At 53.1% G+C, this 26,984-nt stretch carries 23 protein-coding genes; 21 read left to right on the forward strand and 2 right to left on the reverse strand.

Going from position 1 to position 26,984, the window contains the following annotated elements; all coding sequences use genetic code 11:
- Positions 1-9: 9 nt before the first annotated feature.
- Together B9T62_RS32730 and gnd are read right to left on the reverse strand one after the other, a co-directional pair.
- Positions 10-687, reverse strand: a complete 678-nt coding sequence (locus B9T62_RS32730) for a GntR family transcriptional regulator (protein WP_087919072.1) — start codon at positions 685-687, stop codon at positions 10-12.
- Positions 688-712: 25 nt separating this feature from the next.
- Positions 713-1,633 carry a phosphogluconate dehydrogenase (NAD(+)-dependent, decarboxylating) gene (gene gnd / locus B9T62_RS32735; protein ID WP_087919073.1) on the reverse strand — a complete coding sequence of 307 codons (921 nt, stop codon included), beginning with the start codon at positions 1,631-1,633 and terminating at the stop codon, positions 713-715.
- A 336-nt stretch (positions 1,634-1,969) separates the two neighbouring features.
- Here gnd and B9T62_RS32740 point away from each other — a divergent pair, with 336 nt between their 5' ends.
- From B9T62_RS32740 to rapZ, 21 genes are all read left to right on the forward strand, one after another.
- The gene (locus B9T62_RS32740) at positions 1,970-3,187 is read left to right on the forward strand and encodes an ATP phosphoribosyltransferase regulatory subunit (protein WP_087919074.1); all 1,218 of its coding nucleotides are present in this window, start codon (positions 1,970-1,972) and stop codon (positions 3,185-3,187) included.
- Positions 3,188-3,268: 81 nt separating this feature from the next.
- Positions 3,269-3,916: an ATP phosphoribosyltransferase gene (gene hisG, locus B9T62_RS32745; RefSeq protein ID WP_087919075.1), complete on the forward strand. Its 648-nt coding sequence runs from the start codon at positions 3,269-3,271 to the stop codon at positions 3,914-3,916.
- 50 nt (positions 3,917-3,966) lie between these two features.
- Complete coding sequence (gene hisD, locus B9T62_RS32750) at positions 3,967-5,274, forward strand: histidinol dehydrogenase (RefSeq protein WP_087919076.1); 1,308 nt, start codon at positions 3,967-3,969, stop codon at positions 5,272-5,274.
- The gene (gene hisB, locus B9T62_RS32755; protein WP_087919077.1) at positions 5,264-5,872 is read left to right on the forward strand and encodes an imidazoleglycerol-phosphate dehydratase HisB; all 609 of its coding nucleotides are present in this window, start codon (positions 5,264-5,266) and stop codon (positions 5,870-5,872) included. Before hisD ends, hisB begins: the two co-directional genes overlap by 11 nt.
- 1 nt (position 5,873) lies before the next feature.
- Positions 5,874-6,497: an imidazole glycerol phosphate synthase subunit HisH gene (gene hisH, locus B9T62_RS32760; RefSeq protein WP_087919078.1), complete on the forward strand. Its 624-nt coding sequence runs from the start codon at positions 5,874-5,876 to the stop codon at positions 6,495-6,497.
- 142 nt (positions 6,498-6,639) lie between these two features.
- Positions 6,640-7,377, forward strand: coding sequence for a 1-(5-phosphoribosyl)-5-[(5-phosphoribosylamino)methylideneamino]imidazole-4-carboxamide isomerase (gene hisA / locus B9T62_RS32765; RefSeq protein WP_087919079.1), 738 nt, complete (start codon positions 6,640-6,642; stop codon positions 7,375-7,377).
- 1,845 nt (positions 7,378-9,222) lie between these two features.
- Positions 9,223-9,981: an imidazole glycerol phosphate synthase subunit HisF gene (gene hisF / locus B9T62_RS32770; protein ID WP_087919080.1), complete on the forward strand. Its 759-nt coding sequence runs from the start codon at positions 9,223-9,225 to the stop codon at positions 9,979-9,981.
- On the forward strand, positions 9,978-10,685 hold the full coding sequence (gene hisIE, locus B9T62_RS32775) for a bifunctional phosphoribosyl-AMP cyclohydrolase/phosphoribosyl-ATP diphosphatase HisIE (protein WP_087919081.1): 708 nt from the start codon (positions 9,978-9,980) through the stop codon (positions 10,683-10,685). The genes hisF and hisIE overlap by 4 nt, the downstream gene beginning before the upstream one ends.
- Before the next feature lie 15 nt (positions 10,686-10,700).
- Entirely contained in the window at positions 10,701-11,528 is an 828-nt protein-coding gene (gene hisJ / locus B9T62_RS32780; protein WP_087919082.1) for a histidinol-phosphatase HisJ, read from the forward strand.
- Between the two features lie 36 nt (positions 11,529-11,564).
- A complete protein-coding gene (locus B9T62_RS32785; protein WP_087919083.1) occupies positions 11,565-12,512 on the forward strand; it encodes a ribose-phosphate diphosphokinase in 948 nt (315 codons plus the stop codon).
- Between the two features lie 266 nt (positions 12,513-12,778).
- On the forward strand, positions 12,779-14,524 hold the full coding sequence (locus B9T62_RS32790) for a tetratricopeptide repeat protein (RefSeq protein WP_087919084.1): 1,746 nt from the start codon (positions 12,779-12,781) through the stop codon (positions 14,522-14,524).
- A gap of 36 nt (positions 14,525-14,560) precedes the next feature.
- Positions 14,561-15,514 (forward strand): thioredoxin-disulfide reductase, encoded by a 954-nt coding sequence (trxB, locus tag B9T62_RS32795; protein WP_087919085.1) that lies wholly within the window; start codon positions 14,561-14,563, stop codon positions 15,512-15,514.
- Positions 15,515-15,654: 140 nt separating this feature from the next.
- Positions 15,655-16,446, forward strand: coding sequence for a class I SAM-dependent methyltransferase (locus B9T62_RS32800; protein WP_157794098.1), 792 nt, complete (start codon positions 15,655-15,657; stop codon positions 16,444-16,446).
- A 952-nt stretch (positions 16,447-17,398) separates the two neighbouring features.
- Positions 17,399-18,823 carry a glucuronate isomerase gene (gene uxaC, locus B9T62_RS32810; protein ID WP_087919088.1) on the forward strand — a complete coding sequence of 475 codons (1,425 nt, stop codon included), beginning with the start codon at positions 17,399-17,401 and terminating at the stop codon, positions 18,821-18,823.
- 61 nt (positions 18,824-18,884) lie between these two features.
- A complete protein-coding gene (locus tag B9T62_RS32815; RefSeq protein WP_087919089.1) occupies positions 18,885-19,889 on the forward strand; it encodes a LacI family DNA-binding transcriptional regulator in 1,005 nt (334 codons plus the stop codon).
- 107 nt (positions 19,890-19,996) lie between these two features.
- Positions 19,997-21,466, forward strand: a complete 1,470-nt coding sequence (locus B9T62_RS32820) for a tagaturonate reductase (protein WP_087919090.1) — start codon at positions 19,997-19,999, stop codon at positions 21,464-21,466.
- 38 nt (positions 21,467-21,504) lie between these two features.
- Complete coding sequence (locus B9T62_RS32825) at positions 21,505-22,995, forward strand: UxaA family hydrolase (protein WP_087920515.1); 1,491 nt, start codon at positions 21,505-21,507, stop codon at positions 22,993-22,995.
- Between the two features lie 321 nt (positions 22,996-23,316).
- Entirely contained in the window at positions 23,317-23,544 is a 228-nt protein-coding gene (locus B9T62_RS32830) for a DUF1858 domain-containing protein (protein ID WP_087919091.1), read from the forward strand.
- A gap of 29 nt (positions 23,545-23,573) precedes the next feature.
- The gene (locus B9T62_RS32835) at positions 23,574-24,833 is read left to right on the forward strand and encodes a DUF438 domain-containing protein (RefSeq protein WP_087919092.1); all 1,260 of its coding nucleotides are present in this window, start codon (positions 23,574-23,576) and stop codon (positions 24,831-24,833) included.
- A gap of 215 nt (positions 24,834-25,048) precedes the next feature.
- Positions 25,049-25,999 (forward strand): ROK family glucokinase, encoded by a 951-nt coding sequence (locus tag B9T62_RS32840; protein ID WP_087919093.1) that lies wholly within the window; start codon positions 25,049-25,051, stop codon positions 25,997-25,999.
- Between the two features lie 47 nt (positions 26,000-26,046).
- Positions 26,047-26,949 carry an RNase adapter RapZ gene (gene rapZ, locus B9T62_RS32845; RefSeq protein ID WP_087919094.1) on the forward strand — a complete coding sequence of 301 codons (903 nt, stop codon included), beginning with the start codon at positions 26,047-26,049 and terminating at the stop codon, positions 26,947-26,949.
- Positions 26,950-26,984 lie beyond the last annotated feature (35 nt).

Consider the following 26,984-nt stretch of genomic DNA (forward strand, 5'->3'; position numbering starts at 1 on the left):
GGTCCGCGATCAGCTATGCGGCAGGCTGCGGACCAGCGTTTCTGCAGAATCAGCGAAATACGTCTCCACCGTCCGGCGGATGACCTCTGCATCTCCTGACCGGAGTGCCTGCACAATCGTGTGATGTTTCTCTGCTACCCAGTTCATATGCTCTGCACCCGCCTGGAAGCTCCGCTGATTCGTGATCAGCATAACAGTCATTACCATCTGGCGAATGCTGTTCCATAGATGCAGAATCCGTGTATGATGGGCCTCCAGAATTATGCTCTCGTGAAAAGTGAAGTCTTGCAGGGCAAATTCAACCACATCGCCATATTTGACGGCCAGCTTCATCTTGTCGATGGATTGCTCCAGCCGGGACAACAGGGACTCCTGCTGCTGCCCGGCTAATCTGGACTGTGCAAAGCTTTCGATCAAGTATCGCACATCGTACAGCTCTTCTACCTCTTGCAGATTTAAGCCCAGCACAACAGCCCCCATCCGCTCCAGCCGGATCAGACCTTCCGTAGACAAGGTTCTTAAGGCTTCCCTGACAGGGGAGCGGCTTGCACCGAATTCCCCGGCGATCCGGTTCTCGGAGAGGATCTCTCCGCGGGGGATCGTTTCATTGATGATTTGCAGCCTCAGCTCACAAGCGATATATTCCCCAAGGGACACACCCTGCAGCCAGGCTTTTGGAAATTGCATGTGAAACGACGCCTCCATCCTGTATTTAGTTCGGTATGTTCTGGCTGTTATCCCCCGGAACAACGGCATGACCGCCGAATTCATTGCGCAGTGCGGCGACAACCTTGCCGTGAAAAGTATCTTCCTCCAGCGAACGGTAGCGCATCAGCAGGGAGAGTGCAATGACCGGAGTGCTGACCTCCAGATCGAGTGCGGTCTGTACCGTCCATTTCCCTTCACCCGAGCTCTGCATGACTCCGCGAATGCCGGCCAGCTTCGGATCTTTGGCAAAAGCACTCTGCGCAAGCTCCATCAGCCAGCCGCGGATCACGGAACCACTCGACCACAGGCGGGCCACATCCTCATAATTGAAATTATAGCTGCTCTTCTCCAGCAGCTCAAAGCCTTCAGCGATGGACTGCATCATCCCATACTCGATTCCGTTATGAATCATTTTGAGGAAGTGGCCGCTGCCGCTTTCCCCGGCATAGAGATAGCCGCTGCGGACCGCCAGGTCGCTGAACAACCCTTCAACTTCTGCAAACCTCTCCCGATTGCCACCGATCATGAAGCAGGCGCCATGCTCTGCTCCTTCCATTCCGCCTGAAGTGCCGGCGTCGAACAGTTGAATACCGCTTTCCCCAAGCTTCTCGGCACGGGCGATAGATTCCTTATAATGCGAGTTGCCGCCATCTATGATGATATCTCCTGCATCAAGCAGCACTTCCAGTTGATCAATCACACTTTGCAGCACTGTACCTGAGGGGAGCATCACCCAGACCACTCTCGGCGGTGTCAGCTGGCAGACCATATCATCTATAGAAGCGGCGGCGACCGCTCCCTTGTTGGCCAATTCGTCGGCAATTTGTGGCTTAATATCATGGACCACCAGGTCGTGTCCATGCTCTAGCAGGTTTAACACCAAATTAAAGCCCATTTTGCCCAAACCGATCATGCCTAATTTCATAGCCATTCACTCCTTCATAGAATGTTATTGCCTATGCACCTTATTCAGTATACTTGTATACAACTTGTGATTATCATACTCCTTACCTGATATTCTTGTAAACTGTCCTGGACCAGCAGAACCAGAATACGGGTCGAGATCCGGTAGCAGCATGCGTCCCAAGCCGTTTATTTAATAAAAGCTCTGATCAATGGTATGCTGTAAGCATAGACCTGATATTGACGCAAAAGTGGGGTCCGTGATACGATATTGTAAATCCTTTAATTTGCTACCACTTTACCATAGTAAAGTAATAATAAATAAGCTTATAATGAAACTGACGAGGTGACCGTGAAGATGTCTAAACCGAAGGGATTCGAGAAGCCGTCCGGCGTGCGTGATTATCTGCCCCGGGCCGTAACCAAGCTGCGCAGAATTGAGCAGGATGTGCTGTTCTGCATGAGCCGCTGGGGCTATCGGCAGATGATGACGCCCACACTGGAATATTATGATACGGTGGGCGTAGCCAGCTCCACATCGGATCAGAAGCTGTATAAATTGCTGAATAACCGGGGCCAGGCGCTGGTGCTGCGTTCTGAAATGACCGCGCCGGTGGCCCGGGTGGTCTCTTCCTTGCTCAAAGACGAGCCGCTGCCGCTGCGCTTGTCGTATCACGCGAATGTATTCCGCGCAATTGAGGAGGAAGCAGGCAGAGAGGCGGAATTCTTCCAGACCGGAGTAGAACTGGTTGGCGATGATTCGCCGGAGGCGGATGCCGAGGTGGTGGCGTTGGCGATTGCTTCGCTGCAGGCTGCAGGCGTGAAATCCTTCAAAATCGCCATGGGCCATGTCGGCTTCCTGAACGGGCTGTTCCAGGAGGCTGTACCTGGCCTCCCCGAGGCACAGGAGGAGCTGAAGAGCCATCTGCTGGGCCGCGATTATGTATCCTTTCGCGAGACGCTGCAGCGGCTGCTGCTGCCTGGAGCACAGAAGGACGAGCTGGACGGGCTGCTACGGCTGCGCGGCGGCAAAGAGATCTGCGGCCAGGCGCTGGAGCTTACCAGCCATCCGCTGGCCCGTGCTTCCATAGAGCATCTGTGCAAGGTATGGGAGGTGCTGGTATCCTATGGCGTATCCCAGCATGTCTTGATTGACCTGACCATGATTGGCGATTTCTCCTATTATACTGGCATGACCTTCGAGGGATATGCGGCTGAGCTAGGTTTCCCTGTAGCCAGCGGAGGACGTTATGATAATCTGCTTCAGCAGTTCGGGCGTCCGATTCCCTCTACAGGCTTCTCTCTGAAGACCAACCGGATTCTGGACGGTGTGGCTGGTGATCCGGAAGCCGAGGAGCTGCCGATTCTGATTCAGTATGATGCGCTGCGACGCAAGGAAGGACTCGAGGAAGCCACCCGGCTGCGTTTGGAAGGCCACGCTGTTGTTACGCGGCTGGCCAACGAGCCGGAGGAGCTGAAGCAGGTGCACCGCCTTACTGCCGATACGGTAGAAGCAGAAGGTGAACGGTACGGTGAGGTGTATACGTTTGTGTCTTTTGTAAGTGAGCACGGCTAAGCAGGATCGAATACAGCAGAAACGCTCCGGATAAGAGGAGCTGAACCGATAAATATCAGACGGAAATGGAGGAACTTGAGAATGGCGCAAATACTGAAGGTGGCCATGCCCAAAGGGCGGATTTACAATAAGGCAGCCGAGCTGTTTCGAATGGCCGGTCTGCCGATCCCCCCGGATGGGGAAGCTTCCCGCAAGCTGGTGATTGAGCTGCCGGAGGCAGGTATGGAATTTATACTGGCCAAGCCGGTGGATGTGCCTACCTACGTTGAGTATGGCGTGGCAGATATCGGAATTGTCGGCAAGGATGTACTGCTGGAGGAGAATCGTGACGTCTATGAGCTGCTTGATCTGGGCATTGCCCGCTGCCGGATGTCGATCATCGGGTTGCCTGACTGGCAGCCGGGTATTCAGCAGCGCGTAGCGACCAAGTACCCCAATGTAGCTTCAAGATATTTCCGCGAGCAGGGGCAGCAGGTAGAGGTCGTTAAGCTGAACGGCTCTATAGAGCTTGCGCCGCTGATCGGCCTGGCGGACCGGATTGTCGATATGGTCGAGACCGGCCAGACGCTGCGGGACAACGGGCTTATTGAGATGACCAGCATATTTGAGATCACGAGCCGGCTTGTGGCGAACCGCGTGAGCTACCGGATGAAGAATGTGGAGATCCAGTTGCTGTGTGACCGTCTGCAGGCTGTGATAGGGCAGCCGCAGGTACATACAGGAAGCTGAAGCTTCTGCCGCCTTAGCGGACAGGCCGATTGAAAGGGAGGAAACCAGCGGTGAAGGTGAAGTCGAGCAAGGAATTCAAGCTGCAGCGGGAAGTCGATTATGGAACCCCGGAGCAGAACAAGGCTGTTCAGCAGATTGTAGCTGACGTCAAACAAGAAGGAGACGCAGCACTGCTGCGATACACGGAGCGCTTCGACGGCGCTGTACTGGAGCCAGGGCAGCTGCGTGTGACCCCCGAGGAGCTGCAGGCTGCGTACAGTCGGGTAGAGGAATCGTTCGTCACGGCTATCCGCGCAGCGGCTGCTAACATCCGTGCCTTCCACGCCAGACAGAAACGCAATTCGTGGATGGATCTGCAGCCGGATGGCACCGTGCTGGGCCAGATTATCCGCCCGCTGAAGCGGGTGGGCGTGTATGTGCCCGGAGGCAAGGCGGCGTACCCGTCCTCCGTGCTGATGAACGTGATTCCGGCACAGATTGCCGGGGTGCCGGAGATCGTGATGGTGACGCCGCCGTCTACCGGCGGCACCGCGGGCATCGACCCGTACATTCTCGTAGCCGCCGCAGAGGCGGGCGTGAACGAGATCTACCGGGTCGGTGGAGCCCAGGCGATCGCAGCGCTTGCCTTCGGCACGCCTAGCATCACGCCTGTGGACAAGATATGCGGCCCCGGCAACATCTACGTCGCGCTGGCGAAGCGCGAGGTGTACGGGGTAGTCGATATCGACAGCATTGCCGGTCCCAGCGAGATTGTCGTGCTTGCGGATGATACCGCAGAGCCGGCCTATATCGCGGCTGACCTGCTCTCGCAGGCGGAGCATGACGAGATGGCCTCTGCCATCCTCGTCACCCCTTCGCAGCGCCTGGCAGAGGCTGTTGCTGCCGAAGTGGAACGGCAGCTGCTCGAACTGCCGCGGCAAGCTATAGCCCGCGCTTCGGTAGAGAATTACGGCGCGATTATCGTCGTGGAGTCGATGGAGGAAGGCATCTCCGTAGTCAACCAGCTGGCGCCGGAGCATCTGGAGATTGTGACCGTTGATCCGATGGGCCTGACCGGCAGCATTGAGAATGCCGGCGCGATTTTTCTGGGGCCGTACAGCTCGGAGCCGGTGGGGGATTATTTTGCCGGACCGAACCATATTATTCCGACCAACGGCACGGCGCGGTTCTCCTCGCCGGTGGACGTGGATGATTTCATCAAGAAATCGAGTCTCATCTATTACAGCAAGGAAGCGCTCCTGCGTGACGGGGCGACCATTATAGAATTGGCACGGCGTGAGGGGCTGGAAGGCCATGCGCGGGCCATTGAAATCCGATTGCAGAATGAAGCGGAAGGCGGGAACACCCATGGAGAATAATAACGGACAGACGGAACGCCAGGCGGGTATCAGCCGCAAAACTAACGAAACAGACATTACGCTCTCCCTTACTATAGATGGAAGCGGTCAGGCGGAGCTGGAGACGGATGTTCCTTTTCTGAATCATATGCTTGATCTGTTCACTAAGCATGGCCAGTTCGACCTGTCCCTGCAGGGCCGGGGCGATATCGATATCGATGACCACCATACGGTCGAGGACATTGGTATCTGTCTGGGACATGCACTGCGTGAAGCGCTTGGCGACAAAAAAGGTATTAAACGTTACGCGAGCGTGTTCGTTCCCATGGATGAAGCGCTGGCGCAGGTGGTTATTGACATCAGCAACCGTCCGCATTTCGAATACCGTGCCGCTTATCCGTCCCAGCAGGTGGGAAGCTTCTCGACGGAGCTGGTGCAGGAATTCCTCTGGAAGTTCGCGCTGGAAGCGCGGATCACGCTGCATGTGATTGTTCACTACGGCTTCAACACTCACCACATGATCGAAGCGGTGTTCAAGGCATTGGGCCGGGCACTGGATGAAGCGACAACGATTGATCCCCGTGTGAAGGGTGTGCCTTCCACGAAGGGAGTGCTGTAGCATGGCGGTAGCCATCGTCGATTATGGCATGGGTAATCTGCACAGTGTCAGCAAGGCGGTCGAGCGGCTGGGGTATGAGTATCTGATCACCGGCGATGCCGCGGAGATATGGGCTGCGGACAGTGTGATTCTGCCGGGAGTCGGTGCTTTTGGCGACGCGATGGCGCATCTGCGGGAGAGCGGGCTGGATGTGGTAGTGAAGCAGTCAGCGGCGGGCAAGCAGCCGCTGCTCGGCATCTGTCTCGGTATGCAACTGCTGTTCAGCAGAGGCGAAGAGTACGGGGTTCATGAGGGGCTGGATATTTTGCCCGGTGAAGTGCTTCGCTTCGAGCCGCGCGACGGCTACAAGGTGCCGCATATGGGTTGGAATAAGCTGAGCTTCCGGCAGCTGGGTAGTCCGCTGTTGGAGGGGCTGGACGAGGGACATGTCTATTTCGTTCACTCCTATCACGCGCTGGTGGAGCAGCAGCAGGATCTGCTGGCGGTTACCGATTACGGGCAGCCGGTGACGGCAATCGTTGGTCGGGATAATGTATTCGGCATGCAGTTCCATCCGGAAAAAAGCGGCGAGCTGGGCATCCGGCTGCTGGGTAATTTCTTGAAGCTTAAAGCAGAGCAGGCGTAAGCCGTACTATAGAACGTGAACTTAAGAATGTTACATCCAAGCTGCCAGAATGCTCTATGCAATAGTCTTTCTGGCAACTCCACTACTCCATTCTTAAGTTCATCTTATATAAACAGAATGTAACGAAAGCGGGGAGCGCCAAATGTCTTCTTTTATTATCTATCCGGCCATTGATATCCGGGATGGAAAATGCGTCAGGCTGATGCAGGGCGACTACAATCAGGAAACGATCTACAATGACAGTCCGCTGAAGGTGGCAAAATCGTGGGAAGAGCAGGGTGGGAAATTCATTCACCTGGTCGATCTGGATGGTGCCAAGGCGGGCCACCCGGTCAATGATGACATTATCGGCGCCATCGCTGCGAACGCAAATGTTCCTGTTCAGGTGGGCGGCGGCCTCCGTACGCTTGCCGATGTGGAGAAGCTGCTCGGGCTGGGCGTGAGCCGGGTCATTATCGGCACCGCTGCGATTAACGACCATGCGTTTACCGAAGCCGTGCTGGCGAAATACGGCGACAAGGTAGCGATTGGTATCGATGCCAGGAACGGATTCGTGGCCACGCATGGCTGGCTGAACACCTCCGAGGTGCGTGCCGAGGATTTGGCGAAAGAGCTGGCTGCCAAAGGCGCCCAGACCTTCATCTACACCGATATCTCCCGCGACGGGATGATGCAGGGTCCGAATGTGGAGGGCATCCTGTCGATGGCCGCCACCAGCGGCCGTACGGTAATCGCCTCCGGCGGAGTCACCAGTCTGGATGATCTGGTGCGCCTGCATGCGCACAGCGCCAGCGGCATTGGCGGTGCGATTGTTGGCAAGGCGCTCTATACCGGCAACATCGATCTGTCCGAGGCGCTGAAGGCGCTGGATCAGAAGTAAATCAATCTGCTCAGCTGACTGAATGCTGGCCTGCAAGTCCCCGGATGTTGATCCGGGGGTTCTGTGGTTCTGGTGGGCTCAGCCGAATGTAACAGCACGCTCGGGTTGATAAGTAACCTTGCTTCTTTGAGTCCTTTATTCCAGGTCAGCTAGCCGTCGGAGTGGTACTTTTGCTGCTGCAACTGGCGTAACTGTATTTTGCAGCTATAGCTATATTGTTGATTTTTTCGCACTCTCCCGTATTTAATTGTATTTTATACAGTTGAAAATGAGGTTTTCGCTGAAAGTGGGCTATAACTCTAAATTTAACTGTACCAAATACACTTAAAAGTTATAAATGCTAGTTTTCATCGGAAACAACTGCACTTTATGTTCCTACTTAGGACCCAGCGAGGACGGAGAAGGTTGCTCTGTAACATTCGGATCAATTAGATGCGAAAGTGCAACTAAATTTAGCTGAAACTCCTGCCAGCGAGTAAATAGGTGCAAATCTGGTTACTTCTTAGGTCTAACGAAAAATTATAGGGAAAATCTACCGCTAGTTGGTCTCAGAATGGGGATTCGATGGAGTTATAGGGAGTTTCTACCGCTAATTACGTGCTATCCGCTTCATATTGCCCTCGAAAGCCAATTTAGTGGTAACTTTTCCCTATATGTCATGAAAACCAAACACTAGCTGGGAGTTAACGGTAGATTTTCCCTCATAGCCACCTACGTGTTTGGACTTAGAACGCTCAAATCTATATGGGGAAAACCCGGGTCCTAAGTAGTAACCAAATCTGCAACTAATCTTGAGTAAATGAGGCTTATTTCGCTCAGAAGGCTATAATAGATGCCTTTTTGGTTACTGCTCAGGCCTCCATAAGATAGGGGCATCCAAGACTTGGTTTCTTGATCGCCCAAGAGTCCAGCCAACATATTTAAGTGCGAAAACGCATCTAATTCACCAATTTTTTCCGTTTTGGAGCAAATAAGTGCGATAACGCATCTAATTTCGAGGTTTGAGCGTTATAGCATGAATTTTCCCCGAAATAGTTGCAGATTCGCACTTATTTGCCTGATCATGTGTGCTTCGGCTGAAATTAGTTGCAGTTTCGCATCTATTTCCTCCGAAGGTTCCAGAGTAACAGTCTACATCCTAAAGAAAGAATCGATTTACTCAGAAATAGTTGCAGATTCGCGCTCCCTGACAGGAGTTCCGGAGTAATATACTAAATCCTCACGGGGACCTAAGTAGTAACCCTTTTTACATCTATTTCCTCCAAAACACAAAAAATCCTCGAATGAGGTGCATTTTCGCAACTAATTCGGCGGATCGGTCTTAAGAAACCATCACGGAGTTAAGTCTTCGATGGTTTCATCATACGGTGGCCTAAGTAGTAACCACTTTATACATTAAAGCTGCTTAGTCTCAATCCCGAAACAGGCTGTTATATTGTTTCCGCTGCTTGGGGAGTTACACGTGGAACACGAAGGTCTTGATTCTCGCCTCGTAGGCGCACCCGTGGAACACGAAGGTTTGCCCTATTGTCGCCTCCCCAGAATAGAGAGGCATCCCCGTGGAACACGAAGGTTTGCCCTACTGTCGCCTCCCCAGAATAGGGAGGAGCCCCGTGGAACACGAAGGTTCTCGCCCTTGCAGGAGCGCCGAACGTCCAAGCGCCCCGCAGGGAATAGCGATCATCCGCCACTTGTTGCCCGGGAGCGCCCCCGTCCGCACCACACCGAAATTTCCGGGTGTCCAGAGGGCCGGGGCCCTCTGGGGTCCCCCTTGGCTAAGGGGGATTTAGGGGGATCGAAAATTATCGAAAATTATCGAAATTTATCGAAAAGAGAGGTCATTCCATGCTAGCTAAACGTATCATACCCTGCCTTGATGTGAAGGACGGGCGGGTGGTCAAGGGCGTGAACTTTGTTAATCTGCGCGATGCCGGAGATCCGGTGGAGCTGGCTGCACTGTATGACCGCGAGGGTGCGGATGAGCTGGTGTTCCTGGATATTTCGGCTTCAGTCGAAGGCCGGGCGACCATGGTAGAGGTGGTGCGCCAGACGGCAGGCGAAATTGCAATTCCGTTCACGGTCGGCGGCGGGATATCCACACCGGAGGATATGAAACGGATTCTGAGGGCAGGAGCCGACAAAATCGGCATAAATACGGCGGCCATCGTCAATCCGCAGCTGATTCTGGAGGGCGCGCGCCGGTTCGGCTCCCAATGTATTGTGGTGGCCATAGACGCCAAATATAATGAGGCCTTTGGCGAATGGGAAGTGTATACGCATGGCGGCCGCAAGCCGACCGGTATCCGTGCCCTGCACTGGGCCAAGGAAGCCGAGAAGCTAGGCGCAGGCGAAATCCTGCTGACCAGCATGGATGCCGACGGGACGAAGGACGGATTCGATCTGAACCTTACCGCGGCGGTATGCGACCTGCTGAGCATCCCGGTGATTGCTTCGGGCGGAGCCGGGACGAAGGAGCATTTCTACGACGTGTTTACAGAAGGCAAAGCGGATGCCGGACTGGCGGCGACGATTTTTCATTATAAAGAGATAGCGATTCATGATTTGAAGACAGATCTGAAGCAAAAAGGAGTAGAAATCCGATGAGCCAAACCCCAAATAATACAGATACGAATCCAATAGAGGGCATCCGCTGGGATGACGCGGGACTCGTGCCTGCCATCGTGCAGGATGCGAACAGCCTGGAAGTGCTAATGATGGCCTACATGAATGAAGAGTCGCTGCGACTATCCCTGGAAAGCGGCCAGACCTGGTTCTGGAGCCGCTCGCGCGGTGAATTGTGGCATAAGGGCGGCACCTCCGGTAACACCCAGGCGATAGTTTCGCTTCATTATGACTGTGACAGCGACACTCTGCTCGTCAAGGTTAACCCTGAAGGACCGGCCTGCCACACCGGGGAGACTTCCTGCTTTTATCGGGAAATTGCGCTGCAGCGTTCTGTGGCTGTACCAGCAGAGACCGCGCAGAAACCCGCCCTTCTTACAGATGCGGAACGTTTCGCTGTGCTCGGTGAACTGGAGCGAGTGATTGCGCAGCGTGAGGTGGAACGTCCGGAGGGGGCGTATACGACCTATCTTTTTGAAAAAGGAGTCGACAAGATACTGAAGAAGGTGGGCGAGGAAGCGTCTGAGACGATTATTGCCGCCAAAAACAAAGACAATGCCGAGCTGCGCCTGGAGATCAGCGACCTGATCTACCATCTGCTGGTGCTGCTGCAGGAACGCAAGCTTCCGCTGGATGAGATTATGGAAGAGCTGAGTGCCCGTCACGAACGGCCGCGCCGCGACTAAGGGGGACTGGGGCCGATGCATATTGATTACCATACGCACCACGAGCGTTGTGGCCATGCGGTAGGCAAGCTGGAGGAATATGTGCAGCGCGGTGTAGAGCTGGGGCTGCAGCAGCTGGGATTGTCAGATCATCTGCCGCTGATTCATGTGGACCCGGCCAGCTATTATCCGGAGATGGCGATGCCGCTGGAGGAGCTGCCGCGTTATGTGGATGAATGTCTCACACTCAAAGAGAAATACCGTGGAACGATTGAGCTGCGGCTCGGTCTGGAAGCTGATTATATTGAAGGCTATGAGGATCAGATTCGTGAGCTGCTGGCTCCGTATCCCTGGGATTATCTGATTGGGTCGGTTCATTTCCTGGGCGAGTGGGATATTACCGATTACCGGCAGGTTCATGGCTGGGAAGGGCAGGACCCTGTGGAGGTATACCGCCGCTATTATGATGCAGTACAGAAGTCGGCGTTATGCGGATTATATGATATTATAGGACATATGGACGTCATTAAGCGTTTCGGCTATGCTCCTGTGACGGCAGAAGGCCAAGCTGAGGTCAGAGAAATGGAGCGGGCTACTCTTACAAGCATTCAGGCCAGCGGCCTGGTGATGGAACTGAACGCTTCAGGCTTAACCAAACCTTGCGCCGAGATGTTCCCGGCGGAGCATCTGCTGCAGGAAGCGCTGGCGCTCGGAATTCCGCTCACCTTGGGCTCGGATGCCCATGATCCGGCCAAGCTTGGGGACGGTCTTGAGGAAGCCCGCAGCTTGCTCTGGAGGACGGGTTTCCGTGAGCTGTCCGTATTCGAGGAGCGCCGCCGCACAGCCGTAGCGTTCGTATTATGAGAAAGTTCATCTAATTTCAATCCGCAGGAGGGCGTTATGCATCATCAATTGCGAATATTTTCCGGAACATCGAATCCTAAGCTGGCTCAGGATATTGCGGAACGGCTTGGTGTCGAATTGGGCCAGATTAAGCTGACCCGTTTCTTGAGCGGTGAAATTTACGTGCATTACGAAGAGAGCATCCGGAACTGTGACGTATTCCTGGTGCAGTCTCTTTCCCACCCCATCAATGAGATGTTTGTGGAGCTGCTCGTGATGATCGATGCCGCCAAACGGGCTTCGGCGCGGACGGTGAATATTATTGTTCCCTATTACGGATATGCCCGGCAGGAACGCAAGTCTGCCCCGCGTGAGCCGATCTCGGCCAAAATGGTCGCAGATGTGTTGACAACCGCCGGAGCCACCCGGGTCATTACGATTGATCTGCATGCCGCCGCCATTCAAGGCTTCTTCAACATTCCTGTAGACCACCTGACTGCGCTGGATCTGATCAGCGGCCATCTGAAGCTGAAGGGCATGTCTGATCTTGTGATTGTCTCCCCGGATGCGGGGCGGGCATCCATGGCCGAGAAGCTGGCCAACAAGCTGGACTCCCCATTTGCGATCATGATCAAGAAACGCCCGGCCCACAATGAATCGGTCATTACCCATGTGATCGGTGATGTGGAGGGCAAGACCCCGATTATCATCGAGGATCTGATTGATACCGGCACCACGATAGTCAATGTGGTCGAAGGCCTGAAGGAGAGAGGGGCGAAGAACAGCATAGTCTGTGCAACCCACGGACTGTTCTCCGGACCTGCACTGCAGCGGCTGGATCATACCTGCATCGATGAGGTGGTCATTACCGACTCCATCGCACTGCCGCCTGACCATTCCAGCCGGTTCACGGTGCTCTCCGTAGCACCGATGCTGGCCCAGGCCACAAGAATCATTATAGAAGGCGGTTCAATAGACAAGCTGTTCAGAGACGCGGGGATTTGATCCCCCGTCTTTTCTTAAAATATAAGAATTTACGGCGAAGCCGTTTCTACTTGTCTCTCACAATTTCCTTTAATAGCCGATATCCGTACTTGGGAATCCCCCCTTCACCTGTGGTATACTGTGTGAAGACAGCCGGAACCATAACTGGGAACGGATAAACGTGAACGCTTGGAGCTTCGGTATGCGGGTTTGGTGCCGATCTCCTGTTTCGTGTTAGCCTAAGGATAAGGGAAGCTTTAGCTTTACAAGGGGGGTGCCTTGCTTCCATGATAGAGATTACTTCAGAGAATGATGAGGATTTGGGCAATGTAATTCCTGTCACTCTGGATGCCAGTTTTTTCTTTGAAAGAGCCGTTCGGTCGCTTGACCGCTTTCAATATGATAAGGCATTAAAAAATTTTCGCAAAGCTGTAGAATATGAACCGGATAATCCGGTGAATCATTGCAATATGGCGGGTATATTATCAGAGATGGGCAAATATGAGGCGTCGAATCAGATTCTCATCCATGTTCTGGACCATATTGACCCGTCAATGACGGAATGTCACTTCTATATGGCTAACAATTACGCCAATATGGAAAGCTTTGAAGAGGCGGAACGTTCGCTTGTCACTTATCTTGAGGAAGATGTGGCCGGAGAATTTCTGTCCGAGTCGGAAGAACTGATGGAACTGCTGCAATATGAGCTGGACCGTCCTGCTCCGCTGGTGCGGATCAAGAGCCGTGAGGGAGTAGTCGAGCATGAACGGGCCAGAGCGTTGCTTGAAGAGGGTAAGTTCACTCAGGCTGTCGCCCTGCTGCAGGAAATTGTGCAGAATACACCCGACTTCCTGGCCGCGCACAACAATCTGGGCTTGGCCTATTTCTATATGGGACGCTTCGCCAAAGCCAAGGAATGTATAGTTGAGGTGCTGAAGCTGGATGAAGGCAATCTTCATGCGCTCTGTAATATGGCTATCTTTCTGCAGTATGAGGGGGACGGCGGACAGCTCGGGCAGCTGGTAACTATGCTTGAGAACACGGTTCCTTTTCACCAGGAGCATGTATTCAAGATGGCTACGACAATGGGAATCCTGGGCCGCCATAGAACGGCGTACAGTCATTTCCGCCGTCTGCTGAAGGACGAGGAGGTTGGCGGCGACGCCGGGCTGTATCATTATTGTGCGGCGGCCGCCAGCAACAGCGGAATGTACGCAGAAGCCCGGCGCTGCTGGCAAAAAGCCTTGAAGCTGGACCCCGAATCGGCGGTTCCGCGCTTTTTCCTGGCGCAGCTGGTGCAAGCGCAGGCTGAGGGAACACCGCTGCCTTCTGTGAGCTACAACTATCAGCTGCCGTTTCAGGAGCAACTGAAGCGGTGGAAGAACAACAAGGACAGCTTCACCGAGGAAGTGCGCAACAACCCGCTGCTACGCTCGTCCTTCTTCTGGGCGCTGCGTTATGGAGATGCTGCCACGAAGCATCAGGTCACGGAAGCATTATGCTGGATTGAGGACGAGGAGATGTCCGAAGTGCTGCGTGGGTTGCTTGCGCAGCAGCCGGCACAGGAGGATAAGCTGCATGAGACGGCGCTGCTTAGTCTGCAGCGGCTGATCGGCAGCGGCCCGGAAGATCCAGAGCAGCTTCAGACGGATGAGAAGACGCTGCCGTCCAGATTCAAAACTCCACCGGAGTGGAGAGAGGAATGGCAGAAGATCATCGACCAGGCTATGTCAGGGATGGACCGGCGTTACGAAGCGTCACAGCGGAAAGACGCCGAGCTGCTCTGGAAGCAATTCGTGGGCAGCCTGTATCCCGATGTGCCCCACATCCGCCATACTGAAGCCTGGAGTGCGGCATTGGAGTATCTGGTTGCCAAGCTGCATAGAATATCGGTAACCTACCGTGAGTTAGCTCAGCGTTACGGAGTATCTCCTTCGATGGTAAGCCGTTATGCAAGGCGTATCGAGAACGAGTGCGGCAGCTTCAAAGAGAGTAGGGGCGGCAGCCTGTCGCCATTTACCGAGAATATCTAATAACAATACCCTGAATATCCTGAGGAGGTCACTGATATGTACAAAACGATTGTAATCGGAACAGGCCCGGCAGGGCTGACAGCTGCCATCTACCTGGCGCGCGCCAACCTGAGCCCGCTGGTAATTGAAGGTTTGCAGCCAGGCGGACAACTGACAACGACGACAGAAGTGGAGAACTTTCCCGGCTTCCCTGAAGGAATTTTGGGTCCTGATCTGATGGATAATATGCGCAAGCAGGCGGAGCGGTTTGGTGCGGAGTTTAAGAATGGCTGGGTGGAGTCCGTTGATTTCTCACAGCGGCCTTTCAAAGTGACTGTGGATGGGCTGGGTGTGCTGGAAGCCGAATCCGTCATTATCTCAACCGGCGCTTCTGCCCGTTATATGGGCATTCCCGGTGAGCAGGAGAATGTGGGCCGCGGGGTCAGCACCTGTGCTACCTGTGATGGATTCTTCTTCCGCGGCAAAAAGATCGTCGTGGTGGGCGGGGGCGACTCTGCGATGGAGGAGGCCAGCTTCCTGACCCGCTTCGCTTCCAGCGTTACGCTGGTTCACCGCCGTTCCGAGCTGCGCGCCTCCAAGATTATGCAGGACCGCGCGCGCGATAACAGCAAGGTCGTGTGGGCGCTTGACCGCACACCGCTTGAGGTCGCTACCGACGAGAAGGGTGTCAAAGGACTGATGGTGCGCAACAATGAGACGGGCAACAGTGAGCTTGTGGAAGCGGATGGCGTGTTTGTAGCTATTGGACATACTCCGAATACCGCTTTTCTGGGCGATCAGATTACGACAGACCCTAACGGGTATATTGTAGTCAATCCCGGCACCACAGAAACGAATATACCCGGAGTATTTGCCTGTGGTGATGTTCAGGATACCCGGTACCGCCAGGCCATTTCGGCAGCCGGAACCGGCTGTATGGCCGCGATGGATGCCGAGAAATACCTGGAAGGCTCGATGGTCCATGACTGGAGCGAATCGCTGGACAAATAAGCCTCGATTTCTGATTAAATGAAGAAGCCGGACACCTGAGACAGGATGTCCGGCTTCTTCGCGTGCAGTTATAAGTTTGTGAAACTCTGAACATATCCCTGCGTAACAGAAATATTACCAGTTAAGGAGTGATGGTTCAGATGAGAAAACGCGATTACATACAAGAAAGCAAAAGCTTTGATGAAGTGGCCGATACTTATGATGTGTATAGACCAAGCTATCCGCCCGAGCTGATAAATACGATCATTTCGGCTGCAGCGCTAGAGCCGGAGTCGAAGCTGCTTGAGATCGGGGCAGGCAGCGGCAAAGCCTCAGAGCTGTTCCTGGAGCGCGGCTACGGACTGCTATGTATCGAGCCGGGGCAGCAGCTGGCAGAGCTGGGATTACGCAAGCATGAGGGCAAAAGAATAGAATACGCAGTCACAAGATTCGAGGATTGGCAGCAGCCGCGCCTGGAGAATGATCTGGTATTCTCCGCACAGGCTTTTCATTGGGTGCCGCAGCCTGAAGGCTACAGAAAATGTTCAGAGGTGTTGAAACCAGACGGGCGGTTGGCCCTGTTCTGGAATTTCTATTTATGCGGCGATACCAAGGAAGACCGGGAGTTGGCCAGCATCTGCGGGGAGCACCAGGTCTTCTCCTTTGCCAGCGAGGACGAAATTAATCAGCGGATCGACAGAACTTCAGCCGAGATTCCCGCCAGCGGATATTTCGCAGCACCGGAGGTTTACCGTTATCAGTGGAGCACCGTGCTGGACGCGGACAGCTTCATCGGGTTCTTGCAGACAGGCAGCGAATATCTGATACTGACGGAGCAAGAACGCAGCCGGGCGGTGGCCGAGATCAGCGCAGTTATAGCCAAAAACGGCGGACAAGTCTCCTTTCATTTTGTAACCGGACTATTTATATCAGCCAAGCTGGTTACTCCTTAGGACCCTGCGAGACTCCAAGCCCTTGAACTAGGTAACCCGCATTCTAGCGGACCGTATAGCCCCTATTACCTTCTTTCTGCGATCTTTTGACGTCTTACGGACCGTATAGCCCCTAATTCGTCAAAACAAGACCTAACCCAAGGTTTTTCTGTGGTATAGCGGCTCCTGGGTCCGTTAATCCAGCAAAACGGTCCTTTTACAGCAAATAGGGGCTCCTGAGTCCGCAACCGTCTGAAATTGCAGCGAGGGTTACGAGCGAAAAGGGCTAGGGGATCTAAGTAGTAATCTAAGCTGTAGCTACGTCCTAACAAGAGAACAACCCGCCCTTGATCTTAGGCTCTTGCGCATTCCGCAGGAACAGCCCGCCCTTGACCTTAGGCTCTCGCGCATTCCGAAGGAACAGCCTGCCTCTTGACCTTAGGCTCTTGCGTATTCCGCAGGAACAGCCCGCCCTTGGCGTGAAGGTCTTGCGCATTCCGAAGGAACAGCCTGCTCTTGATCTTAGGCTCTCGCGCATTCCGAAGGAACAGCCCGCCTTTGACCTCAACCTCCGGCGTGCATCCCGTCAGGGGTCGCACGCCGTACATTGCGGCGTCCAAGCGGTCCCGCAGGGATAAGCGGTCCTACCACCCAGCCTCCTAATCACCGTGCCGCCAGACTTATTCGCCAAACTTGCGGGAGTCCAGAGGGTGCAACCCTTTGGGGCCCTCCCTTGGAAGGGAGGGTTTGGGAGGGATCGATCCTTTTCAAAAAAAAGGCTTGCGCATCCAGTAAAAACGTTTACAATAGAAATATAAATGTTAACGTGAACAAATTAACCATTCAGTAATTTAGTCAAATGTAAAAGGCATAATTTTAGATTGTTTTATATTTTAGGTAATGAGGATTAAGATTAATGTTCACGTTAAACTTCTTGATAATTATTTCATTCCAAAGGAGAGTATCAAAGCAGATGGGCAAAAAATTCATGGACGAAAATTTCCTGTTATCCAGCGAGACGGCAAGACAGCTGTTCCATAATTATGCGAGTGATATGCCGATTATTGATTACCATTGTCACCTTAGCCCCAAGGAGATTTATGAGAACAAGACCTTTCGTAATATCACGGAAGCCTGGCTGGCCGGAGATCATTATAAATGGAGAGTGATGCGGGCGAACGGGGTGGAAGAAAGATTCATCACCGGGGATGCCTCGGATTACGACAAGTTTCTAGCCTGGGCAAGAACCGTGCCGAGGATTATCGGCAATCCGCTGTACCACTGGACCCATCTGGAGCTGCAGAGATTCTTTGGAGTACATGAGCTGCTGAGTGAAGAGAGCGCCCCTATGATCTGGGACACCGTAAACCGCCAGCTGCAGGGAGAGGGCTTCGGGGCCAGAGATCTGATACTGAAGTCCAATGTTACCACCGTGTGCACGACGGATGATCCCGTTGACAGTCTGGAATATCATCGTCAAATCAGCGGTCTGAAAGGTTTCGCGGCAAGTGTAGTTCCGGGCTTCCGTCCCGACAAGGCGCTTGAAATCAACCGTGCGACCTTTAAGCCTTGGGTGGCACAGCTCAGCGAGGCTGCCGGTAGAAGCATAGAGAATTACGGACAGTTTCTGGAGGCGCTGGAGAGCCGGGTAAGATTCTTCCACAGCTCGGGCGGCCGTGTATCCGACCATGCACTGGATGCGGTCAGGTATGCACCGGCTACGCTTGAAGAAGCGGCGGTGATTTTTGCCAAAGGATTAAATGGCGACAAGGTCAGTGAGCAGGAAGAAGGACAATACAAAGGGTTCACGCTTGTATTCCTGGGTAAGCTGTACAGCGAGCTGGATTGGGCTATGCAGTTCCACATCCATGCACTGCGCAATAACAACAGTGTAATGTTCGGACGCCTCGGACCGGATACAGGGTATGACTCGATCAACGACGGGGCGATTGCCGGACCGCTGGCTGGACTGCTGGATGCACTGGAGCGTGAAGGCGCTCTGCCGAAGACGATTCTCTATTCGCTGAACCCGAATGACAATCATGTCATTGCCAGTCTGATGGGCAGCTTCCAGGGCGGTGGCGTGGCCGGCAAGCTTCAGTTCGGAACCGCCTGGTGGTACAACGATAACAAGGACGGTATGCTGGAGCAGATGAAGACGCTGGCGAATCTGGGTGTACTCAGCCAGTTTGTAGGGATGCTTACCGATTCCAGAAGCTTTTTGTCCTATACCAGACATGAATATTTCCGCCGCATTCTCTGCGATCTGGTCGGCTCATGGGTAGAGGATGGCGAAGCACCGGAGGATATGGAGCTGCTCGGTGGTATGATCAAGAATATTTGCTATACCAATGCGAAGCAATATTTCAATTTCGAGCAGGTACTGGTGACCACGTAATTCATAATATGCTATTCTTACATGGAAGAGCCAAACCCGCTTAATAAGGAAGGTGAATTCCATGGCACCTACAATCAAAGATATCGCCAAATTGGCAAATGTTTCTCATACAACTGTGTCCAGAGCACTCAATAACAGTCCGCTGATCAAAGAGGTTACCCGCAAGAAGATTGCAGAAATAGCCGCCCAGGTTGGGTATGTTCCCAATTACAATGCCAAAAGCCTTGTGCTGCAGCGCTCCCACACCATCGGCTTGTTCTTTACCAGCATCGCCAAAGGAACTTCGGCGAGCTTCTTCTCCGACACGATCCGGGGTGTAAACAGCGTGATTGATGTGGGATACAATCTGTTTATCCGCGGGATTGATGACTATGCTGATTATTCAGTCATCCACCGCAAGAGATTCGACGGCATCATTCTGATGAGCCAGAGTGAAGCCGATAACAAATTCATCTACCATGTGGTGCAGCAGGAGATTCCGATCGTCGTGCTCAACAGGCAGATTGAAGACCGCTCTATCATCAATATCATCTCCAATGACCGGGAGGGAGCCTATCAGGCAGGCAAATACCTTATAGAAGCCGGGCATACCGATATTGCCATTGTGGAAGGGGTAGAAGGCTTCAAATCAACCCAGGAGCGCAGAGACGGCTTCATTCAGGCATTAATAGACCACGGAATTCCGGTGCGCAGCGAGTATATGGTACGCGGTAATTATGATATGCCGAGCGGATACCAGGCCATGGGCAGCCTGCTTGCACTGGATAAGCCGCCTAGCGCGGTCTTCTGTTCCAATGACGACATGGCCATCGGAGCGATGAACAAGGTATATGAAGAAGGGATGCAGGTGCCGGCGGATGTCTCCATTGTCGGCTTCGACGACAGTGGCTTCTCCGCATTCACCAATCCTTCGCTGACTACTGTGAAACGGCGGATTGAAGAAATCAGCGAACAGGGTGCGCACAAGATTCTCAGCTTGATCAAACGGCCTGCCGAGGAGGATGGACGAATCTCGATAGGCACGGAATTGATTATCAGACGCTCGGTTAGAACCCTTCACGATTAATCCAGTAAAGTGATTAGGAAGAGAACAAAGAGGCATATTCCGCTACTCGGGGATATGCTCCGGTCATTAAGTTTAACGTGTGCATTCAATAATCAGGAGGAATCGACATGGATCAATTGAACCGCAAAACCTGGAAGTCCTACAAGCAATATCCCGAGAAGGTACTGCAATTTGGTGAAGGCAATTTCATGCGTGCTTTTGTAGACTGGCAGATTCATGCCATGAACCAGCAGGCCGGTTTCGATGGCAGTGTGGTAGTGGTACAGCCGCTGGCGAATGGCCTTTCCCAGATGCTGAATGATCAGGACGGGTTGTATACGCTTTATTTGCAGGGTATCAAGGACGGCGAGGCCGTGAAGGAGCATGAGGTAATCAATTGTATCTCGCGCACACTGAACCCTTATGCTGAGCATGATGAATACATGAAGCTGGCCGAGAATCCGCAGCTGCGTTTCATTGTCTCCAATACGACAGAGGCGGGAATTGCCTTCGAGCCTGGCGACAAGCTGACGGATGCACCACAGCAGAGTTTCCCCGGCAAGCTGACGGCTCTCTTGTACCGTCGTTATGAGCTGTTCCAAGGCGAAGCCTCCAAGGGGTTCATCATTATTCCCTGTGAGCTGATTGACCGCAACGGCGATGAGCTGAAAAAGGTTGTGCTGCAATATGCCGAACTCTGGAATCTGGGAGAAGGGTTCATCAGCTGGCTGAATGAAGCCAACACCTTCTGCTGCAGCCTGGTGGACCGGATCGTCCCTGGGTATCCGAGGGATTCCATCGCTGAAATTACAGAGGAGCTGGGTTACAAGGATAACCTGGTAGTTGTTGGCGAGCAGTTCCATCTGTGGGTTATTGAAGGACCGCAGTGGATCAAAGATGAATTCCCGGCTCACCTGGCTGGACTGAATGTGCTGGTCGTGGACGATATGACGCCTTACCGCACCCGCAAGGTGAGAATTCTGAACGGCGCACATACTGCATTGACCCCGGTAGCCTATCTGTATGGTGTGGATACGGTAGCGGAAGCTGTCGAGCATGAGGTGGTAGGCCCGTTCGTGAAGTCATTAATATATGAAGAAATAATTCCAACCCTGGATCTGCCGGTGGAGGAACTAAAGTCTTTTGCCGATGCGGTGCTGGAACGGTTCCTGAATCCTTATGTGCAGCATTATGTGCTGAGCATCTCCCTCAATTCGATTTCCAAATTCAAAACAAGAGATTTGCCGTCCCTGCTGGAATATGCCGAATCTACAGGTAAGCTGCCGGAGAAGCTGGTATTCTCGCTTAGCGCGCTGATCTGCTTTTATAAAGGACAACGGGGAGAAGAAAGTATTCCACTGGCGGATGATGCCGATATTCTGGAATGGTTCGCTTCTCTGTGGAGTGGCTGGGATGGTACAGAAGCAGGTCTGCGTGCCTTGGTCACTGAAGTGCTGGCTGCGCAGAACCGCTGGGGACGTGATTTGAATGAGGTATTTGGTCTGACCGACAAGGTGGCCGAAGGCTTGATTGCTATCCAGGGCAAGGGCATGCAGCAGGCGCTGCAAGACTTATTGAACCAGCCCGCCCACAACTAAGTACAATATTCCGGAGGTGTGAAGCAATGATCAAGACCATGAAAGAGGTACTGCAGATCAATGATACCGATAACGTGGCTGTAGCGCTTAAGGATTATAAAGCAGGCGACAAGATTGTGATCGGCGGGAATGAGATAGAGATAATTGAGGATATCGCCAGAGGCCACAAAATTGCACTCTCAAGCATTAATGAAGCCGAGAACGTAATGAAATACGGTTACCCCATCGGGCATGCCACGGTGACAATCTCCCCCGGCCAATGGGTGCATACCCACAATACCAAGACCAATCTGACCGGAGTTGAGGAATACAGCTTCGTACAAAAGCTTGCGCCCAACCCGTTCAAGGCGGAGAATCTGACCTTCAAGGGATACAGACGTCAGGGTGGCTCCGTGGGCATCCGCAATGAGCTGTGGATTGTGCCGACGGTTGGCTGTGTCAACGGCGTGGCTGAACAGATTATCAATATCTTCAAGGCTGAGGTCGGCGATATCGCTCCCTTCGACAATCTGCTGGTGCTGAAGCATAATTACGGCTGCTCCCAGCTCGGTGATGATCATGACAACACCCGTACGATCCTGGGCGATGCAGTCAAGCATCCCAATGCGGGTGGCGTGCTGGTGCTGGGGCTGGGCTGCGAGAACAACAATCTGGAGATTTTCAGAGAGTCTTTGGGCAGCTATGATGAAGACCGCGTGAAATTCCTCGTCTCCCAGGAAGTGGGCAATGAGATTGAAGAAGGCGTGAAGCTGCTAAAAGAAATCTACAACCATGTACAAGGGGATTGCCGTGAAGAGGTAGCCCTCTCCGAGCTGAAGATCGGCCTCAAATGCGGCGGCTCCGATGGACTGTCCGGCATTACCGCCAATCCGCTGCTGGGACGTCTCTCCGACTTCATGGCTGCCCAGGGCGGAACAACCGTCCTGACAGAGGTGCCCGAGATGTTTGGCGCTGAGAAAATCCTGATGGAACGGGCCGCAGATGAAGAGGTCTTCCATAAGGTTGTAGATCTGATCAATGATTTCAAGCAATATTTCATGGATTATAAGCAGCCCGTCTACGAGAATCCTTCGCCGGGCAACAAGGCCGGCGGCATTACAACCCTGGAAGACAAGTCGCTCGGCTGCACCCAGAAGTCAGGCACCTCCACGGTGATGGACGTACTGAAATACGGAGAAGCAATCAGCAAGAAGGGCCTGAACCTGCTGAACGCACCGGGCAATGACCTGGTGGCTTCTTCGGCCCTCGCCGCCGCAGGCTGCCAGCTGGTGATCTTCACGACCGGACGCGGAACGCCCTTCGGCACCTTCGTGCCTACGATGAAGGTATCGACCAATACGCCGCTGTTTGAAGGCAAACGCCACTGGATAGACTTCAACGCCGGTGTGCTGGTGGAGGATGGCTCGGCCGAAGAGGTTCTGGAGGATTTCATCCAATATATTATCCGTGTAGCCAGCGGTGAACTGGTGAACAATGAGAAGAACAATTTCCGTGAAATTGCTATTTTTAAGACAGGTGTAACACTGTAAGCCTATAAGGCTGAAGCAATGCTACAGCAATCCTACAATAATTAAGCAGCAGACTATTTCCACTGTGCGAGGCGCAGACGGGGATGGTCTGTTTGCCGTTGCACGCCATAAATTATCCTTCTATTTCACGCAGAAACGGATGCCTGAAAGCGATACGTAGTATCGCTGCTTCGGAAGCATATGCTTTGCAGAGAACGGCAAAGCCGTTTTTTCTTGCATTTCAGGTAATCCTGCTTCATTAGTGAGCGCAGTCACTATTCCGTGAGGCGGACTATGCTAATCTGTTGTTGAGAATAATTCTCAAACGAAAGGTAGAGGAATATGGACAAAGTGCTGGATAGTAACGATTCCATCTTCAATCTTGTCAGCCAGTATCCCGAAGTCATCGATATTATGGTGGAGCTGGGCTTTCATGATATTGCCAAACCGGGTATGCTGCAGACGGCCGGCCGGTTTATGACACTCGCCAAAGGAATCAAGCTGAAAAAGATGGATGCCACTGTCGTGAAGCAGGCCTTCGAACGTCAAGGCTTCGTGATTGAAATATAAGTTCTTAAACGATAAGGGAGATGAGTCACATGAGTGAGCTGATTAACAACCGTGAGGTTGATGTACCTGAGCAAGGCCGCCGCCAGGCGATGCTGAAGGAGATCATTAAGGAACTGCACGCAGGCAAGTCTGTAGAAGAGGTAAAGGCCCGTTTCGCAGAAGCGGTAGGGGATGTTACGGTGGAAGAGATTTCGGCGATGGAGCATTCCTTGATGACAGAGGAAGGAATTCCGGTTGCTGAGGTTCAGCGGCTCTGTTCGGTGCATACGGCGATTTTTAAAGGCTCCATCGAACAGATTCACCGTTCATCCAAGGCTGAGGAGCAGCCGGGGCATCCTGTACACACGTTCAAGCAGGAGAACCGTGAGGTGGAACTGCTGGTTAACTTTCGATTGGAGCTGCATGCCGGTAAATTCGCCACAAATGACAGTGAAGAGATCATCTTCAAGCTGCTGGAGGATCTGAGCCTGCTGCTCGATCTTGACAAGCATTATAGCCGTAAGGAGAATCTGCTGTTTCCATACCTGGAGCGCTATGGCATCTATGGGCCAACCAAAGTGATGTGGGGGGTGGACGACAATATCCGCAGCATGATTAAAGAGGCCAAGGCGGCACTCAGTTCTTATACAGGCAACCGCGAGGAGATCGGCTCCATGCTGACCTTGATCATTCAGGAAGTCAATGAAATGGTCTACAAAGAGGAGAACATCCTGCTGCCGATGGCTCTCGACAAATTAACGGAAGATGAATGGGTCAAAATTGCCCGTGAAAGCGATGAGATCGGCTTCTGCCTGACTTCGCCAGTGGAGGAATGGATTCCGGAGCGCGCTCCCGAGCCAGAAGGAGCCGTTGTGGAAGAGACAGAGGAAGGTCTTTCACCGCAAGGCTTTATCCGCTTCGAGACGGGGCTTCTGTCGCTGCATCAGCTGGAGACGGTGCTGAATCATCTGCCGGTCGATCTGACTTTCATCGATGAGAATGATGTCGTGCGTTACTTCTCGCATGGCAAGGAACGTATCTTTGCCCGTACGAAGGCTGTAATCGGCCGCACTGTGCAGAACTGCCATCCCCCGCAGAGCATGCATGTAGTGGATAAGCTGCTGCAGGATTTCAAGGCAGGCCGCAAGGACGCCGAGGATTTCTGGATTGCGATGAAAGACAAGTTTATCTACATTCGTTATTTCGCTGTCCGCGATGCAGAGGGCACTTACATGGGCACGCTGGAATTCACCCAGAATATTGCCCCGATTCGTGCGCTGGAAGGACAGAAGCGTATTTTGTCCGAATAGGATTACCGTACTTGTACCGCAACAGTGCTCTTACCTCGCGTAAGAGCGCTTTTTGTTTAAAATATCAGAAAGTATAAGTTTCACCTGAATAAGCATTGCCTGTTTCATGACTGTTATTCCCGGGTGTGCCGCCTTTCCTTGACCGCAGAGGGGGGTTCTATTATAGTGGGTACGTAGGATTAACTATTTTAGCATAGAAAAAGGTGGCTTATTACATGTCTGAGAATATCTACGTTGGCGTGGATTTGGGCGGCACTACCATTAAGGTCGGGATCTGCAATGCCGATGGCAATCTGCTGCATACTTATGAAGGACCCACTGGAACCGCGGACGGCGTGGATGCTGTCATCGATAACATTGAGAAGTATGTGCGTCAAATTGTGGAAGACTCCCCATACACTTGGGATCAGCTTGCCGGTGTAGGAGCAGGGCTCGCCGGATTTACAAATATCCGTGAAGGAATTATCATCCTTGCGCCTAACATTGGATTCAAAGATGTGCCGATCCGTTCCATCCTGGAAGGGCGGCTAAATAAGCCGGTCAAAATAGATAACGACGCTAACGTGGCAGCGCTGGGTGAAGCCTGGAGCGGCGCGGGACGCGGCGTTGAGAACTGTGTCTGCTATACGCTGGGAACCGGCGTGGGCGGCGGCATTATTATTAATGGTAAGATCTATCAGGGATTTGGCGGTCTAGCCGGAGAACTGGGACATATCTCGGTGGTGCCGGATCTGGAAGCGATCCAATGCGGCTGTGGGAATATGGGCTGTTTGGAAACCGTTTCCTCCGCTACGGGAATTATCCGTATGGCCAACGATGCTGTGGCCCGCGGCGACCGTACTTCGTTGTCCCAGGTGGAGAAGATTGCCGCCAAGGAAGTATTTGATGCGGCCAAAGCCGGAGACGAGGTTGCCATCCGTATCGTGAACCGGGCGGCCTTCTACCTCGGCAAATCGCTGGCGGCCGTTTCCGCCGTGCTGAACCCGGAGGTCTTCATCATCGGCGGAGGAGTCTCCAAAGCCGGGGATATTCTGTTCGAAGAAGTCCGCCGTGTGTTCGCGAAGCTTGCACCAGCACCGCTTCAGACGGGTGTGACGATTATTCCGGCACAGCTCGGAAATGATGCCGGCATTGTTGGCGCTGCCGGACTGCTCCTGCGTTCTTAAACAACCGTAATTATTCATATACTACAATCTGGGGAGGGGACGCTTGAATGACCGAAGTGGAGAACGCTGCATCGGCTGGGGCCACCCTGATTATTATTACGGGGATGTCAGGTGCGGGCAAGACGATCGCTGTACAGAGCCTTGAGGATCTGGGGTTCTTCTGCGTTGACAACCTGCCACCGGTACTGATCCCCAAGTTCGCCGAGCTGATTGAACAGTCGAAAGGCAAAATTGCCAAAGTAGCACTTGTGATCGACCTGCGGGGCCGCGAATTCTTCACGGCCCTGTCGGAATCACTGGCGTACATTAAAGATGAATCAACGATTGGCTGCGAAATTCTGTTTCTGGATGCTACGGATTCTGTGCTGGTTCAGCGTTACAAGGAGAGCCGCAGACATCATCCGCTGGCCCCCAAGGGGATGCCGCTGGACGGTATCCGCCTGGAGCGCAAGATGCTGGAGGAATTGAAGAACTCCGCAACGCTGTGTCTGGATACGAGCAGTATGAAGCCGGCACAGCTGAAGGAGAAGATTGTCTCCCGTTTCTCTTACCTTGGCAAGAGCACACTCTCCGTTAACATTACTTCTTTTGGCTTCAAGTACGGTATTCCGATTGATGCAGACCTCGTGTTCGATGTCCGCTTTCTGCCCAACCCTCATTATGTGGATCATCTGCGCCCTAAGACCGGCCAGGACAGCGATGTGTATGACTATGTGATGAAATGGTCCGAAACTCAGGTGTTTCTGACCAAGCTGCTGGATATGCTGCATTTTCTGATCCCGCAATACCGCAAGGAAGGCAAATCCCAGATTATTATCGGGATCGGCTGCACGGGGGGCAAACACCGCTCAGTAGCGATTTCCGAATATTTGGGTAAAATGTTGGGTGTTAGTGAGACGGAATCGGTGACCGTGAGTCACCGGGATTCCGAGCGCGATCGGCATCAATGAGAGAAGGGGTCAATCGTGATTGAAGAACAAAGACA

Origin of the sequence: Paenibacillus donghaensis, assembly GCF_002192415.1 — a bacterium.
Taxonomy (GTDB): domain Bacteria; phylum Bacillota; class Bacilli; order Paenibacillales; family Paenibacillaceae; genus Paenibacillus_AQ; species Paenibacillus_AQ donghaensis.